General features: G+C 62.5%; 13 protein-coding genes. 6 read left to right on the plus strand and 7 right to left on the minus strand.

Translation table 11 applies throughout. The features are described from left to right. Positions 1-17: 17 nt before the first annotated feature. The 7 genes from ACEPP2_RS19380 to ACEPP2_RS19410 form a co-directional block, all read right to left on the minus strand. Complete coding sequence (locus tag ACEPP2_RS19380) at positions 18-443, minus strand: hypothetical protein (protein ID WP_395517634.1); 426 nt, start codon at positions 441-443, stop codon at positions 18-20. Positions 444-664: 221 nt separating this feature from the next. Beyond that, positions 665-1,714: an AI-2E family transporter gene (locus ACEPP2_RS19385; RefSeq protein ID WP_281977474.1), complete on the minus strand. Its 1,050-nt coding sequence runs from the start codon at positions 1,712-1,714 to the stop codon at positions 665-667. A 45-nt stretch (positions 1,715-1,759) separates the two neighbouring features. Beyond that, positions 1,760-2,494 (minus strand): ABC transporter permease, encoded by a 735-nt coding sequence (locus ACEPP2_RS19390; protein WP_395517635.1) that lies wholly within the window; start codon positions 2,492-2,494, stop codon positions 1,760-1,762. Next, positions 2,491-3,429, minus strand: a complete 939-nt coding sequence (locus ACEPP2_RS19395) for an ABC transporter ATP-binding protein (RefSeq protein ID WP_395517636.1) — start codon at positions 3,427-3,429, stop codon at positions 2,491-2,493. The genes ACEPP2_RS19390 and ACEPP2_RS19395 overlap by 4 nt, the downstream gene beginning before the upstream one ends. Beyond that, on the minus strand, positions 3,429-4,589 hold the full coding sequence (locus ACEPP2_RS19400) for an ABC transporter permease (RefSeq protein ID WP_395517637.1): 1,161 nt from the start codon (positions 4,587-4,589) through the stop codon (positions 3,429-3,431). Before ACEPP2_RS19400 ends, ACEPP2_RS19395 begins: the two co-directional genes overlap by 1 nt. 64 nt (positions 4,590-4,653) lie before the next feature. Beyond that, positions 4,654-5,565: a glycine betaine ABC transporter substrate-binding protein OsmF gene (gene osmF, locus ACEPP2_RS19405; RefSeq protein ID WP_395517638.1), complete on the minus strand. Its 912-nt coding sequence runs from the start codon at positions 5,563-5,565 to the stop codon at positions 4,654-4,656. A 167-nt stretch (positions 5,566-5,732) separates the two neighbouring features. Then, a complete protein-coding gene (locus ACEPP2_RS19410; RefSeq protein WP_281977472.1) occupies positions 5,733-6,968 on the minus strand; it encodes a CynX/NimT family MFS transporter in 1,236 nt (411 codons plus the stop codon). Between the two features lie 220 nt (positions 6,969-7,188). Between ACEPP2_RS19410 and ACEPP2_RS19415 the strand changes: the two genes are divergently transcribed. From ACEPP2_RS19415 to moaC, 6 genes are all read left to right on the plus strand, one after another. Next, complete coding sequence (locus tag ACEPP2_RS19415; protein ID WP_077545986.1) at positions 7,189-7,536, plus strand: DMT family protein; 348 nt, start codon at positions 7,189-7,191, stop codon at positions 7,534-7,536. Positions 7,537-7,616: 80 nt separating this feature from the next. Further along, positions 7,617-8,498 (plus strand): DUF72 domain-containing protein, encoded by an 882-nt coding sequence (locus ACEPP2_RS19420; protein WP_395517639.1) that lies wholly within the window; start codon positions 7,617-7,619, stop codon positions 8,496-8,498. 135 nt (positions 8,499-8,633) lie between these two features. Further along, the gene (locus tag ACEPP2_RS19425) at positions 8,634-10,523 is read left to right on the plus strand and encodes a peptidylprolyl isomerase (protein ID WP_395517640.1); all 1,890 of its coding nucleotides are present in this window, start codon (positions 8,634-8,636) and stop codon (positions 10,521-10,523) included. Between the two features lie 15 nt (positions 10,524-10,538). Then, positions 10,539-11,555 (plus strand): anthranilate phosphoribosyltransferase, encoded by a 1,017-nt coding sequence (gene trpD / locus ACEPP2_RS19430; protein WP_142587593.1) that lies wholly within the window; start codon positions 10,539-10,541, stop codon positions 11,553-11,555. Positions 11,556-11,565: 10 nt separating this feature from the next. After that, complete coding sequence (trpC, locus tag ACEPP2_RS19435; protein ID WP_395517641.1) at positions 11,566-12,384, plus strand: indole-3-glycerol phosphate synthase TrpC; 819 nt, start codon at positions 11,566-11,568, stop codon at positions 12,382-12,384. Continuing rightward, positions 12,384-12,875: a cyclic pyranopterin monophosphate synthase MoaC gene (gene moaC, locus ACEPP2_RS19440; RefSeq protein ID WP_395517672.1), complete on the plus strand. Its 492-nt coding sequence runs from the start codon at positions 12,384-12,386 to the stop codon at positions 12,873-12,875. Before trpC ends, moaC begins: the two co-directional genes overlap by 1 nt. Positions 12,876-12,877: the final 2 nt, after the last annotated feature.

A 12,877-nucleotide genomic window follows, 5' to 3' on the forward strand; every position in this document is an offset into this window, starting at 1 on the left:
CGCTGCTTCTGCCAACCTCAGCGAGCAGGCGCGGGACTGGAGGGCAATGGTGTGGCCAGTCGCATCAAAGCCGACACGCCAACGAATCCGCCGCCGACCAGACAGAAGATTTGCCGCCAGATTTCAGAGGGCACCGCCTCTTTGGTGATGCCATGGACCAGCGCATAGCCCGCGACGGCGGCGGGTGCGGCAAAGATCAGCGCCACGATCAAGCGCAGGATGGGCGTGCGCAACGTCTCGAACAGCAGAGCGAGGATGCCAAACGCCACGCCAGCGGAAACGAGGCCGACCAGCCCGGCACCTATCACGCCGGGGCCGGTCTGATAGGCGAATTGCGCAGCAGTCAATCCAAGCATGAAGGGCAGAGCATAGACTGCGAGCTTATAGGCCACGACGCAAAGGACGGCGACTAGCGCCACGCTCATCAACATCACGACTACCATGGTTCTGCTCCTTCACGCTGCGCGCGGATTGTCCTTGCATCGCTCCTGCGGTTGGACACGGGCAACATAATGCCAACCCGTGCCCCTTCTGTCGATCTTCGGCGGCTTTCAGGTGTCATTTTGGAGGGCTATAGCGTAGGTGTAGTTCTCGGTTTCTTCGTCTCCCGCCCGCCACTAGCGCGCCGCGTGACCGCAAGCGGCTTGCGATCCGCACATTCTTGTCAGTGATCACTTAGTCCCTTCTCTTCCGTGAAGATGCTCCAGGCGGAGATAAAGAGAGCGGCAACGAGCGGGCCGATGATGAAGCCGTTCACCCCGAACAGTGACAGGCCGCCGATGGTCGAGATCAGCACCACGTAGTCCGGAAGCCGCGTTTCCTTCCCGACCAACGGCGGGCGCAGCAGATTGTCGACGAGCCCGATCACCAGGACGCCTACGAAGACGAGGATGGCGGCCTTCAACCAGGCGCCCGTCAGGGCGAGGTAGATAGCTGTCGGCACCCAGACGACAGCCGCGCCAACGGCCGGAAGGAGCGACAGGAAGGCCATCAGCACGCCCCACAGAAGCGCCGCGTAAATCCCGAGCGCCCAGAATGTCAGTCCTCCAATTGCACCCTGTATGAGCGCGATGATGAGGTTGCCGCGAACGGTCGCGCGGACCACAGAGGCGAACTTTGCGGCGAATCGCTGCGTATGGCCCTCGCTGAGCGGTGACGACCGCCGAAGCATTCCGATCAGCCACCGCCCATCGCGAAACAGGAAGAAGAGCAGATACAGCATCACGCCGAAGACAATGAAGAACTGCAAAGTATTCTGACCGATGCTCAGGGCCCTGCCGGCGAAGAACCGGCCACCCTCCATGAAGACCGACGCAACTCGGTCTCTAATCTCATCGAAACCCATCAGTTCCAGGCTTTCGATCGGCTCTCTCACGAATTCCGGGAGAGAGTTCTGCAATTGCTGAAGGATGCGTCTGATGTCGATCTGGCCGGTATCGATCTGCTGATAGAGGTTGTTTCCTTCCCTCACCAGCGAACTCAGGATAATCATCCCGGGTATAATGACCAAGCAGACGCAGATGGTGACGGACAGCAATGCGGACAGGTTCCGGTGCTTACCCAGCCGCGCCTCCAGCCTGGCATGCACGGGAAAGAAGATGATCGCCAGGACGACGGCCCAGAAGATGGCAGAATAGAACGGCAACATGACCGCGACGAATGCGATCGTAACCAGTACCAGCAGGACATAGAAACTAAAGCGCTGGACGGGCATCACGGTACCTTTCTTGGATGAGAATCCACGGACGGTGCCGGCTGGCTAAAGCCGTACCGCCACTCGGCGCTCCAGTGCGGCCAATGCGTCATATATCAGCACCGCCAAGGCCCCAACGATCAACCCACCCTGCACCACGAAGGCAAGGTTGTTGGACTGAAGCCCGGCGATAATCACTTCACCCAGGGTCTTGGCCGCCACGGTCGATCCTATCGTGGCCGTCGCAAGGCTGATGACGACGGACAAGCGGATACCGGCGAGCATGACCGGCAAGGCGAGCGGCAACTCGACCCTCAGCAGACGCTGCCAGTCGGTCATTCCCGTACCGCGGGCCGCTTCCATGACCGGCTGAGGCAGTGTCGTCAGTCCGGTCAGACTATTCTCGAAGATCGGCAGCAGGCCATAGAGGAAGAGTGCGATCAAGGTGGGCTTCTCGCCAAACCCGAAGATCGGTACGGCGAGAGCGAGGACGGCGACGGGGGGAAATGTCTGGCCGATGTTGACCAGGCTTCGCGACAATGGAAGGAATTCGCGTCCCACTGGCCGGCTCACCAGGATCGCCAGACCGATCGCGACAATCGCAGCCGCAGTAATCGCGATCGCAACCGTCAGAAGGTGCTGGGTGGTCAGCAGTAACAGGCTGCCCTGATTGTAGATGGCCGGCGCGTTTCGCTGCACGAGCGGCTTGAGAAGAGGTTCGAAGCTCTGCGGCGCCAGCAAAAATGCGAGCAGCAGTGCGAAAAGGGCAAGACGGAGAGTGCGTGGCAGCCATTTCTTCATCCCGTACCGCCCGCTCGCCTCAGGAGCGCTTCCAGGGTGACTCGACCCGCCGGGCTGCCGTCGCCCGCCACCACCGGCAGGGCCTCCCGACGCGACCATAGGAGCTCTGCGAGCGCGTCCTTCTGGCTTGTCCGTATCGGCATGGCAGGGCCGTCGGCCTCTCCCGCCTCGACCGCCTCCTCGAGCGTGGCGAGCGCCAGCAGGCGATAGGGACGCTCTGCCGTACCGATCAGCGCCTCGACGAATGGCGTGGTCGGCCGCCGCACAAGTTCGTTCGGGCGTCCGTACTGAAGAAGCCGGCCACCATCCATCACCGCAATCTTGTCAGCGAGCCGAAAGGCTTCCTCCATGTCGTGCGTGACCAGGATGATGGTGGTGGAGAAATGCTGTTGGATGGTCAGCAGATCGTCCTGGGCCTTCGCCCGGATAATCGGGTCGAGCGCACCGAAGGGCTCGTCCATGAGCAATATGTTTGGCTCGGCCGCAAGTGCCCGCGCGACGCCGACGCGCTGCTGCTCGCCACCTGAAAGCTGGTGCGGGTAGCGAGGCCCGAATTTCTCGGGGTCAAGCTGAAAGAGCGACAGGAGTTCCCCCGCCTTTGCGTCGATCCGTGCGGGCTCCCACCCCAGCAATCTAGGCACCGTGGCAATGTTCTCGAATACGGTCCGGTGCGGGAAGAGCCCGTGCCCCTGGATGGCATAGCCGATGCGGCGGCGCAGTTCGTGGCCGGGGATCGACCGGTTGTCCTCGCCGTCGATCCGGATCGAACCTGCATCCCGCTCCACCAGCCGATTGATCATCCGCAACAGTGTGGTCTTGCCCGACCCGGACGTGCCGACGATCACCGATATGGTACGCGGCGCCACCACCATGGAAACGTCGTCCACCACGGGCCTTCCGTCATAGAGCTTAGTGACGGACTCTATCTCGATCATCAGGCCCTTCCTCCCTGTGTGCGTGACGCAGTCATCTCGCTCAGCGCATCGAATACGACCGCCGAGGCAAAGGCGAGCATCACGGTCGGCAAGGCTCCCAGTAGAACGAGATCCGTAGCCGTTTGCCCCAATCCCTGGAAGACGAAGGTTCCAAGACCTCCTCCTCCGATCAAGGCAGCCACCGTTGCAAGTCCGATATTCTGGACGAGCACGATCCTGACAGCAGTCAGAATTACGGGCAGAGCCAGCGGGAATTCTATCCGGAAGAGCCGCTGGGCCGACGTCATGCCGAGGCCCCTCGCCGCCTCCCGCGTGGCCCTCGGTACTCCATCCAGTCCCGCCACCGTGTTGGCGACCACCGGAAGGAGCGAGTAAAGGAAGAGTGCGACGAAGGCCGGAGCCGCACCGATGCCGCGAATGCCGACCGCCGACGCTCCAGGAACATTGGCTGCAATCCAGCCCAGTGGACCGATGAGAATGCCGAAAAGCGCAATGGAAGGGATGGTCTGGATCAGGTTCAGCGTATTGAGCATGGCGGACCTGACGGCAGGCGTTCTCTCGCAGAAAACACCCATCGGAAGCCCCACGACGGTCGCGGCAGCAAGGGAGCCCATCGCCAGCAGAAGATGCCGCGTCATTTCGGTCCAGAAGACGTCGGCACGAGCGGCGTATTCCTTCATGATCGAGAGATCATTCCAGACACCGGACAACAGGACGAGCATCAGCGTTGCCGCTGTCGCGACGAGATAGAGGAGCCGCACCACGGGGCGCGGCCTTGAGCGCGCTATGGCATCGATCGCCAGAAGAGCGAGCGCGAGAAACAGGATCCAGAACCCCGAGGCAGGGGAAATGCGGGCATAGCTGTTACCGTCCGGCGCCAGGAACTGCCCCGCAAGGCCGATGCCGAGGAAGACTGCGGCGATTCCCATAACGGCCATAAGCAGGCGCATCGACGTTCGGGTGACCATGAGGCCGGATAGCGCGGCGAGAGTCGCCATGGTCAAAATCGCCCCGGCTGCCCATGCGGGCAAAGCAGAGAAAAGGCCGACCGCCTCGCCCTGCACGATCCTGTTCGCCCTGGCTGTCGCAAATGGGGAAGCGACGCCCAAGGCGACGAGCAGCGCGATCGCAATGCCGAGCTTGTCGATCCGTGTGGTCACTCGCCAGTCCTGTCGGCTCGCCCGGTCATGGCCGCATGTTGGCATCGCTGCGACGGGCAGACAACTATTTGAGGAAGCCGTTGCTCGTCAGGAAGTCCTCGGCGACGGCCTTGGCCGGCTCACCGCCCACCTGCACCCGTCCGTTCAGATCCTGAAGCGTGACGAGGTCGAGCTTCTCGAAGACTGGCTGAAGAAGCGTCTCGATCTCCGGATGTTCCTTCAGCACGGACTCACGCACAATCGGAGCGGGCTGATAGACGGGCTGCACACCCTTGTCGTCATCCAGCACCACCAGACCCGATGGCGCGATACCCCCGTCGGTCCCGTAGACCATCGCCGCATTGGCGCCATTGGTCTGGTTGGCCGCTGCGGCGATCGTCGCTGCGGTGTCACCGCCGGAGAGCGTGATCAGTTGCTCCGGCTGCAATGTGAATCCGTAGGTGGACTGGAAAGCCGGCAAGGCTGCGGCGGAGTTCACGAACTCCGACGAAGCGGCGAGCTTCACCTCTCCCCCACCGGCGACATAGGCGCCGAAGTCGGACAGAGACTTGAGGTTGTTCTCTTCCGCGAGGTCCTTGCGCACGGCGATTGCCCAGGTGTTGTTCGCGGGCGACGGCGTCAGCCAGACAATCTGATTGGCGTCGTAATCAAGCTGCTTTGCGAGGGCATAAGCCTGTTCCGCATTCTTCCAGGCCGGATCTTCCGCCTTTTCGAAGAAGAATGCGGCGTTGCCCGTGTATTCCGGATAGATGTCTATCTCTCCAGCAGTGATCGCGGAGCGCACCACCGGTGTCGCCCCCAACTGAATCCGATCGGTGGTTGGGATACCATTGGTGTCCAGCACCTTAAGGATGATGTTTCCGAGAACGCCTCCTTCAGTGTCGATCTTGGATGACACGACGACCTGCGCAAAGGCGCTTCCAGTTCCCAAGGCCAGCGCAAATGCGAGTCCGGCCGTCCTGATAATCGAATGCATCAAATAACCCTCCGTCCTGAAATTATCGTGACGGGGTTCCCAAGTACCCCGTCCAGCCTCGCCGAAAAATAGATATGGGGCCCTCGCGCGCCGTGGCGAGTATCTCGCCATCAATTTTGCAGCGAAGGCGGAAAGTCCTCTTGGAGACCGCATCGGTTTCGCGCTTCTTACGAAACAGCCGTCTCCTCCACCCTTACGTTAACGTATCTCGCGCGGCCGGCGAGCCAGCCGTTCACTGCGGCGCCCAGGCCGAGCGCGACAAAGAGCACGGACGTCGCCGCGAAGCTACCTGTCCAACCGCGAATGAAGCCGACGATAAGTGGACCGATTGATGCTAGGAGATATCCGACACATTGGGCCATGCCCGAGAGATGGGACGCAATCAGCGGATCGGGAGAGCGCAGTACGATATTGGTCATGGCGGCGGCAATCAGTCCACCCTGCCCTATACCCTGCAGCACGGCCCAGAGCCAGACCGTCGACAAGGGCGCGAACAGCAGGCCGAGTAGCGCGCCAACCGAAATGACGCAAAGCGCGGCGTTGACGACCCGCTGGTCCTTTCCCCGCACCGCGATGTGGGGCACGACCAAGCATGCTGCGGCCTGCACCATGACCGATACCGAAACAATGCCACCGGCCGCGATCCCGTCCAGTCCCCTTTCGCGCAAGATCGGGACCAGCCACCCGAAGACGCAATAGGCCAATGCGGACTGGAGCCCCATATAGAGTGTTACCTGCCAGGCGAGCCTGTCTCGCCAGAGACCGACGACCCGCTTGCTGACACGCCTGTCGTGACGTCCTGCCCGCACCACCTGTGGCAACCAGACGAGCGCGGCAATCGCCGCCGGCAGCGCCCAGATGGCCAAGGCACCGCCCAGCCAGTTGCCGAGCGCATGTTCGACCGGGAGCGTCAGCCCCGCGGCCGCGGCAGCACCACCGCAAAGAGCCATTGTGTAGAGGCCGGTCAGAAGAGCCATGCGGTCTGGAAAGTCGCGTTTGACCAGCCCCGGCAGCAGAACGTTGGCGACAGCGATGGACGCGCCCGCAACGGCAGTTCCGATGAACAGTAGCGGGAGGGAGGGAATGCCACGGATCGCCGTGCCGACGGTCAGAAGGATCACGACGAGGAGCAGGGTTCGCTCGGACCCGATCCTCTGCGCCAGGCGCGGTGCCAATGGGGAGAAGGCGCCGAGGCAGACGACCGGCAAGGTCGTGAGGAAACCTGCTCCCATGTCTCCCAGCCCGAGCCCCGACCGAATTTCCGGAAGGAGTGCCGACACGCTGGAAAACACCGGCCTCAGGTTGAAGGCGATCAGGACGAGGCTCGCTCCGAGAAGAAAGCGTGTGGCCGGTGACGGCTTGCGGCTGGCAACGACCCGATCGGCCCCTTGCGTTGAACGAATAGGCAATTCCTGGTCCTTCAGTTAAGTCTGGATTGTATTTCCATCGGTCAGCGGTGAGGTCGCAAGCGGCCGAATACATCATCCGGCTGGTACCAGTTGCTGCCTTGCCCGGCAATGCCGCTTGTCTGCCGGGTGGTACGCGGCAGATCGGCCACGCAAGCCTCTTGTTTTTGCCTCGCCGGCATGCTTGCGGTAGCGCGCATCTCACCGGACACCCAACATGCCAAACTACGCGATTCCCGCCGCCACCATCGGCCTCCTTCTCCTGTCCAACCTGTTCATGACCTTCGCCTGGTATGGCCACCTGAAGTTCAAGACCTCACCGCTTTACGTCGTCATCCTTGCGAGCTGGGGAATTGCTCTGCTCGAGTACTGCTTCCAGGTTCCCGCGAACCGGATCGGGCATGGCTATTTCAACGCGGCGCAGCTGAAGACGATCCAGGAAATCATCACCCTGTCTGTCTTCGTACTCTTCTCGATCTTCTACCTCGGGGAATCCTTCCACTGGAAGCAGGGCCTCGGCTTTGCGTTCATTGCGCTCGGCGCCTTCTTCATCTTCGCCAAGTGAGCGGAACCGGAATACCGGGGCAGCAGTTTCACCTGCCGGGTCGCGTGTGGCGGCCAGCAAGGCAGGAGGCACCGCAGCCCATGGCGGCGCGTGGCGCGATAAGGATTGGTATATCAGGCTGGACCTACAAGCCGTGGCGCGGCGCCTTTTATCCGGAGGACCTGCCGCAGAAGCGTGAGCTGAGCTATGCGGCCGGGAAATTCCCAACGATCGAGATCAACGGGACCTTCTACGGATTGCAGCGGCCTGAGTCCTTCGCCAAGTGGTACGATGCGACGCCAGAAGATTTCATCTTCGCCGTCAAGGGCTCTCGCTACATCACGCACATGAAGCGACTGCGCGACATCGAGCTTCCGCTGGCGAACTTCTTCGCGTCCGGCCTGCTGAAGCTTCGTCACAAGCTGGGTCCCCTGCTGTGGCAATTTCCGCCGCGCATGTCCTTCGACAAGTCGCGTTTCGAGGAATTCCTGGCGATGCTCCCAAAGAACACCGAAGACGCCGCCCGGCTCGCGCGGCGCCACGACGGACGGCTGGAAGGCAGGGCTTTCGCGGAGACCGACCTGAACCGGCCCCTGCGGCACGCCTTCGAGATCCGCCACGAGAGTTTCCGCTGCGAGGAGTTCATTGCGCTCTTGCGACGTCATGGAGCAGGTCTTGTGGTCGCCGACACCGTCGAATGGCCCCTTCTCATGGATTTGACCGCCGACTTTGTCTACTGTCGTCTCCACGGATCCGAGGAGCTCTATGTCAGCGGCTATGATGCGCCGGCGCTCGACCGATGGGCCGCGCTGATCCGTGCCTGGGCATCGGGGCGAGATCCCGAGGAGGCGGAGCGCGTCCTCCCTGCCGCGGCGGACCTTCCCCGCGGGCGTGATGTCTATGTCTATTTCGACAATGACGCAAAAGTGCGCGCGCCCGCAGATGCAACCGATCTGATCAGGCGGCTTGAGAGGCAGCGTTAGCCCGTCCGAAGGTGGCCGGTTCCTCCTGCGCCACCCTTGCCGCAAATGCCTTCATTTCCTTCGCGGATTGTTCTAGAGACAATCGACCTGCCGCCATTCGCGCGGCCTCGACATATTCGCAAGGTACCGTAGGCAATGCTCAATTCCCTCAGAAACGCGTCCCGATCCTGGGTTGCCAAGGCGCTCCTCCTGCTACTGGTCGCATCCTTCGCTGTCTGGGGCGTTTCAACGTCACTCGTCACCACGGACGCAAACACAGTGCTCACCGTGGGCGAACAGGAAGTGTCGACGCAGGAATTCGCTCTCGCCTACCAGCGACAGGTATCCGCACTCGGGCGTCAGTTCGGCATGCAGTTGACGGCAGATCAGGCGCGCGCCTTCGGCATCGACCAGCAGGTCTATTCGCAACTGGCGGCAGGCGCAGCCCTGGACCAGCTCGCGGACGACATGAACCTTGGCCTGTCGCAGGACCGGCTGGCGATGTTGATTGCCGAGGACCCTGCCTTTCAGGGAGCGAACGGCCAGTTCGACCGCAATCTGTTCACCTCGCGGCTGCGTAATGCAGGTCTTCGCGAGGACGACTACATTACGGAGCGCAGCAAGGTGGCGGTCCGCAGCCAGATCGTCGAGGCGGTCTCCGACGGCTTCACGCCTCCTCAGGTCATGCTGGATGCGCTGCGGCAGTATCGCGACGAGGTGCGGACTGTGGACTACCTGCTCCTGTCGAACGCGAATATTGACCCCATCAAGGCGCCGGCGGATGATGTTCTCGCTGCGTGGTTCCAAGGAGTAAAGGCTCGTTATCGGGCTCCCGAATACCGCCGCTTTACCTATGTGACGCTTCGGCCGGAAGACATCGCCGATCCCGCATCCGTTACCGACGAGGAGGCTCGCGCCGAGTACGAGCGGAAGAAGGAAAGCTTCACCACCCGCGGCACCCGCACCATCGAACAGCTGACCTATGCGGACAAGGAAATGGCGGATGCGGCCGCGGCACAGCTCGCTGATGGAAGCGCCACCTTCGACCAACTCGTGGCTGATCAAGGCAAGACGGCGTCGGACGTGCTGCTCGGGCAGTTCAGCCGCGAGACCATGCCCGACCAGAGGCTCGCGGACGCCGCCTTTGCCGTGTCCCAGGAAGGCGGCACCACGCCCGTTGTCGAAGGCGCCTTCGGACCGGTGATCCTCCGCGTGACCGACATCACGCCGGAAGCGACGAAGTCGTTCGACGAGGTGAAGGAAGAGGTCCGGGAACAGCTGGCGCTTTCCGCCGCCTCTCAGGAAATCCTCAACACCCACGATCGTTTTGAGGATGTCCGGGCGTCGGGCGCGACCCTGCCTGAAGCGGCGAAGGAGCTGAAGCTCGAGGCCGTAACCGTGACCGCCGACGCGTCCGGCAACAACCAGGAGGACGAGAAGATCGCCACCCTGCCGGCAGCCGAAACGCTTCTGGCCCACGTCTTCCGGACCGAGCCGGGTAGCCAGCCTCTCCCGGTGTCGCTGGGCAATGACGGCTATGTCTGGTTCGAGGTCGAGGAAGTTCTGCCCGAACGGGATCGTACGCTAGACGAGGTACGTGAGAAGGTTGTCGCGGATTGGACCGCCGAACAGCAGCGGGAAGCTCTCGGCGCTCGCGCGACCGAACTGAAGGAGCGGATCGAGAACGACGAGACCCTTGCTGCGATCGCCGAGGACCTTGGGGTCGCCGTGGAGACCAAGCAGGGCCTGCGCCGGAATGGCGACGATGCGATCTTCGGGCCTGAAGCGACCAGCGCCGTCTTCGCCGGCCCAGTCGATCTGGTGACAACGGCAACGGCTGCAGACGGAGAAAGCCGCCTTCTGATCCGGGTCACCTCGACGGATCAGGTTCCGGCGGATGCCCTTGCGCAGGATGAGCCGCTTCGACAGATCGCCGACGCTGCCGGTGACGACATGCTGGACCAGATGGTCAACCGCCTGCAGAATGAATACGGCGTCTCGATCAATCAGGCTGTTGCCGATCAGGTAACCGGCATGATCCGCTGACGGAGGGGGTAACATATGCCTGAACTGAAGCCCCTGCTGGCGAAGGTCGCTAATGGCGAAAGCTTGACCCGGGCGGAAGCCCGCGAGGCTTTCGAGGTCCTCATGTCCGGCGAAGCCACGCCTTCCCAGATCGGTGGCTTCCTCATGGCATTGCGGGTCCGTGGTGAGACCGTCGACGAGATCGCGGGCGCCGTGGCAACGATGCGCTCAAAGATGCTACCCGTCACTGCGCCGGCCGACGCGGTGGATATCGTCGGGACCGGTGGTGACGGTACAGGCACCTACAACATCTCTACGCTTGCTTCGCTCATCGTCGCCGGCTGCGACGTGCCGGTGGCCAAGCATGGCAACCGCGCCTTGAGCTCGAAATCGGGAGCAGCCGACGCCCTGTCCGCGCTTGGCGTCAACCTCGAGATCGGGCCGGACCGGATCGGCAGGTGCATTGCGGAAGCGGGCATCGGCTTCATGTTCGCCTCCATGCATCACTCGGCCATGCGCCATGTTGGTCCAAGCCGGGTCGAGCTCGGCACCCGGACGATCTTCAACATCCTCGGGCCCTTGTCGAACCCGGCCGGAGCCCGTCGGCAGTTGCTCGGCGTCTTCTCTCCCCGCTGGCTGATGCCCATTGCCGAGGTTCTGCGCGATCTGGGTTCCGAGCGCGTCTGGGTCGTCTATGGCGATGGCATGGACGAGATCACGACCACCGGAACCACCAATGTCGTTGCCCTGGAGGCCGGAGAGATCCGAACGTTCGATCTGACGCCGGAGGATTTCGGTGTCCGGCGCACCAGCCTCGATGAGTTGAAGGGCGGCGATGGCCACGCCAACGCGGCTGCACTTCGCGCCGTGCTTGGCGGAACGAAGAACGCCTATCGCGACATTTCGCTCTGCAATGCAGCCGCCGCGCTTGTCGTTGCAGGCAAGGCCGCAGACATCCCAGAAGGCATGCAACTGGCTACCCGCGCCCTGGACAGCGGAGAAGCCGCTGCCGCGCTCGACCGGCTCGTGGCCGTGTCAAATGATGAAGATTGAGACCTAGCCGATGACCGATATCCTGAGGAAGATCGAGGCCTATAAGCGCCAGGAGATCGAAGCCGCCAAGACCCGCACGCCTCTGGCGGAGCTGAAGGCCCAGGCCGCGGAACAGGAGGCCCCGCGGGGTTTCTACCGCGCACTGAAGGCAAGGCAGGAGAATAGGGCATTCGGCCTGATCGCCGAGATCAAGAAGGCAAGCCCGTCAAAGGGGCTCATTCGTCCCGACTTCGATCCCCCTGCACTGGCGAAGGCCTACGAGGAGGGCGGCGCCACCTGCCTCTCGATCTTGACGGATACGCCCAGCTTCCAGGGCGCCCCGGAGTATCTCGTCGCCGCGCGTAACGCCTGTTCCTTGCCTGCACTCCGCAAGGACTTCATGTTCGACACCTATCAGGTACACGAGGCCCGCGCCTGGGGCGCTGACTGCATCCTCCTGATCATGGCTTCGCTGACGGACGATGAGGCGCGTCGCCTCGAGGACGAAGCGATGGCGCTCGGCATGGACGTTCTGGTCGAGGTCCACGATGCCGAGGAGACTGAGCGCGCACTGAAACTCTCCTCTCACCTTATCGGGATCAACAACCGGAGCCTGCGTACTTTCGAGGTGAGTCTGGAGACCTCTGAGCGCCTTGCTCCGTTGGTCCCGGAGAACCTGCTGCTGGTTGGGGAGAGCGGCATCTTCAGTCGCGGGGACTGCCTGCGTTTGGAGAAGTCGGGGATCACCACATTTCTGGTCGGAGAAAGCCTGATGCGCCAGGATGACGTCGCGAAGGCGACGCAAGCGCTGCTCAGTGGCGACAGCGCGTCGACAGCGGCGGCTGAATGATGTCGGGCGGCGGCTCCCTCACCCACATCGGCGCATCCGGTGAAGCCAAAATGGTGGATGTCGGCGACAAGGCCGATACCGAGCGATCCGCCACGGCGGAGGGCTTTGTACGCATGTTGCCGGAAACGCTGGCGCTGATCCGCGAAGGCAATGCGAAGAAGGGTGACGTGATCGGAACGGCGCGACTCGCAGGGATCATGGCCGCGAAAAAGACGGCGGACCTCATTCCGCTCTGCCACCCGCTGATGCTCACCAAGGTCGCGGTTGATATCACCGAGGACGCATCACTGCCGGGACTTCGTGTCGCCGCAACCGCTAAGCTTACTGGCAAGACCGGCGTCGAGATGGAGGCGTTGACCGCGGTTTCCGTCGCCTGTCTCACGATCTATGATATGGCCAAGGCCGCCGACAAGGGCATGGAGATTGGTGGCATCCGCCTCATCGAGAAGACGGGTGGCAAGTCGGGCGCCTATCGGCGAAGCGGAGGCTGAGC

Source organism: Pseudorhizobium flavum (genome assembly GCF_044142885.1).
Taxonomy (GTDB): Bacteria; Pseudomonadota; Alphaproteobacteria; order Rhizobiales; family Rhizobiaceae; genus Neorhizobium; species Neorhizobium flavum.

Excerpts from the sequence above, each read along its gene's own strand:
- ACEPP2_RS19385 (WP_281977474.1), bottom strand. The coding sequence starts at position 1,714 with ATGCCCGTCCAGCGCTTTAGTTTCTATGTCCTGCTGGTACTGGTTACG.
- ACEPP2_RS19395 (WP_395517636.1), bottom strand. The coding sequence starts at position 3,429 with ATGATCGAGATAGAGTCCGTCACTAAGCTCTATGACGGAAGGCCCGTG.
- ACEPP2_RS19380 (WP_395517634.1), bottom strand. The coding sequence starts at position 443 with ATGGTAGTCGTGATGTTGATGAGCGTGGCGCTAGTCGCCGTCCTTTGC.
- ACEPP2_RS19425 (WP_395517640.1), top strand. The coding sequence starts at position 8,634 with ATGCTCAATTCCCTCAGAAACGCGTCCCGATCCTGGGTTGCCAAGGCG.
- moaC (WP_395517672.1), top strand. The coding sequence starts at position 12,384 with ATGTCGGGCGGCGGCTCCCTCACCCACATCGGCGCATCCGGTGAAGCC.
- ACEPP2_RS19415 (WP_077545986.1), top strand. The coding sequence starts at position 7,189 with ATGCCAAACTACGCGATTCCCGCCGCCACCATCGGCCTCCTTCTCCTG.
- trpD (WP_142587593.1), top strand. The coding sequence starts at position 10,539 with ATGCCTGAACTGAAGCCCCTGCTGGCGAAGGTCGCTAATGGCGAAAGC.
- osmF (WP_395517638.1), bottom strand. The coding sequence starts at position 5,565 with ATGCATTCGATTATCAGGACGGCCGGACTCGCATTTGCGCTGGCCTTG.
- ACEPP2_RS19420 (WP_395517639.1), top strand. The coding sequence starts at position 7,617 with ATGGCGGCGCGTGGCGCGATAAGGATTGGTATATCAGGCTGGACCTAC.
- trpC (WP_395517641.1), top strand. The coding sequence starts at position 11,566 with ATGACCGATATCCTGAGGAAGATCGAGGCCTATAAGCGCCAGGAGATC.
- ACEPP2_RS19390 (WP_395517635.1), bottom strand. The coding sequence starts at position 2,494 with ATGAAGAAATGGCTGCCACGCACTCTCCGTCTTGCCCTTTTCGCACTG.